The sequence below is a fragment of the Ruegeria sp. BF6 genome, assembly GCF_056538665.1.
Map to the genome: position 1 here is coordinate 1 of NZ_JBQFTN010000048.1, position 1452 is coordinate 1452.

At 62.8% G+C, this 1452-nt stretch carries 1 protein-coding gene; it reads right to left on the reverse strand.

Annotation, left to right across the window (positions count from 1 at the left end; genetic code table 11):
* Positions 1-3 precede the first annotated feature (3 nt).
* Complete coding sequence (locus ACR0IM_RS24495; protein ID WP_480683486.1) at positions 4-1452, reverse strand: mannose-1-phosphate guanylyltransferase/mannose-6-phosphate isomerase; 1449 nt, start codon at positions 1450-1452, stop codon at positions 4-6.

Sequence of the window (1452 nt, forward strand, 5' to 3'; positions counted from 1 at the left end):
TGTTCAGCCCTTTGCGCCTTGGCCTCGGGCGTAGACGTCCTCGTATCGGACGATGTCGTCCTCTCCGAGATAGGCGCCGGTCTGAACCTCGATCAGAACCATCGGTACCTTTCCGGGGTTTTCCATCCGGTGCACGGCGCCCAGCGGGATATAGACCGACTGGTTTTCGGTCACCAATTGCTGATGGTCGTCAATGGTTACGCGGGCCGTTCCTTCGACCACGATCCAATGCTCGGACCGGTGGAAATGGCTCTGCAGGCTCAACGCGGCGCCGGGATGGACGTGAATGCGCTTCACCTGGAACCGGTCGCCGACCACAAGGCTTTCGAACCAGCCCCAGGGGCGGTGATCCTTGGGGAATTGGGTCGCCTGCGCTGCCCCTTTCTCTTTCAGGGCGGCAACCGCTTTCTTGACGTCCTGGGCCCGGGACTTGTCGGCAACCAGCACGGCGTCGTTCATCGCCACCGCGATGACGTTGTCCAGCCCGATGCCAACAACCTCCAGCTGCTCGCTGTCCGACCGCAACAGCGAGTTCTGACAATCGATCGCAGTTGCGCCACCGCTGGTCACCACACCGTCGGCATCCGGCCCGCTTTCACGCCAGACCGCGTCCCAGCCGCCCAGATCGGACCACGCCGCTTCAAACGCAACGACGGACAGGTTATCGGCCTTTTCCATGACCGCGTAGTCGATCGAGATGTCCTCTGCCTGCCCCCACGGTTCGGGCGCGAGCCGCAGGAATCCAAGATCGGTCTGGGCGTCGTTCAACGCGTCCTGTACCGGCTGCATCAATGCGGGCGCATGGGCCTTGAAAGCGGCGATGATATCGGTGGCGCGGAACAGGAAAATGCCAGCGTTCCATTTGAAATTTCCGGCTTCCAGCATTTGGGTCGCGCGCGCCAGGTCCGGCTTTTCGACAAACTGCTTTAGCGGGACGGGGGACCCGTCGCCGTTTGCCGCGCTTGTCAGTTCGAGATAGCCATAGGCGGTTTCCGGATGCGTCGGGGTGATCCCGAAGGTCACCAGCTGCCCCTGCGCCACGGCGCCCATCCCGCGGGCAACCGCCGCCTGGAATGCGGCGGCATCGGGAACAACATGATCAGAGGGCGCCACCAGCAACACGGCATCCGCGTCCTCAGCATGGGCGCGCAGCGCCGCAGCCAGCACGGCGGGGGCGGTGTTGCGCCCCTCGGGCTCGATCAGAATGGCACCGGGATCGATTCCGACGGCCTGCAGCTGCTCGGCCACGATGAACCGGAAATCCGAGTTGGTCAGAACCATCGGGGCCGCAAATGTCAGCCCGTCCGTGGCACCGGACAGCCGCCGCGCAGAGGCCTGAAACAGGGTTTCATCGCCGAAAAGAGACACAAATTGTTTAGGATAGCTCTTACGCGACAAGGGCCACAAACGGGTTCCAGAACCTCCGCAAAGGAGGATGGGCGTAATCAACAT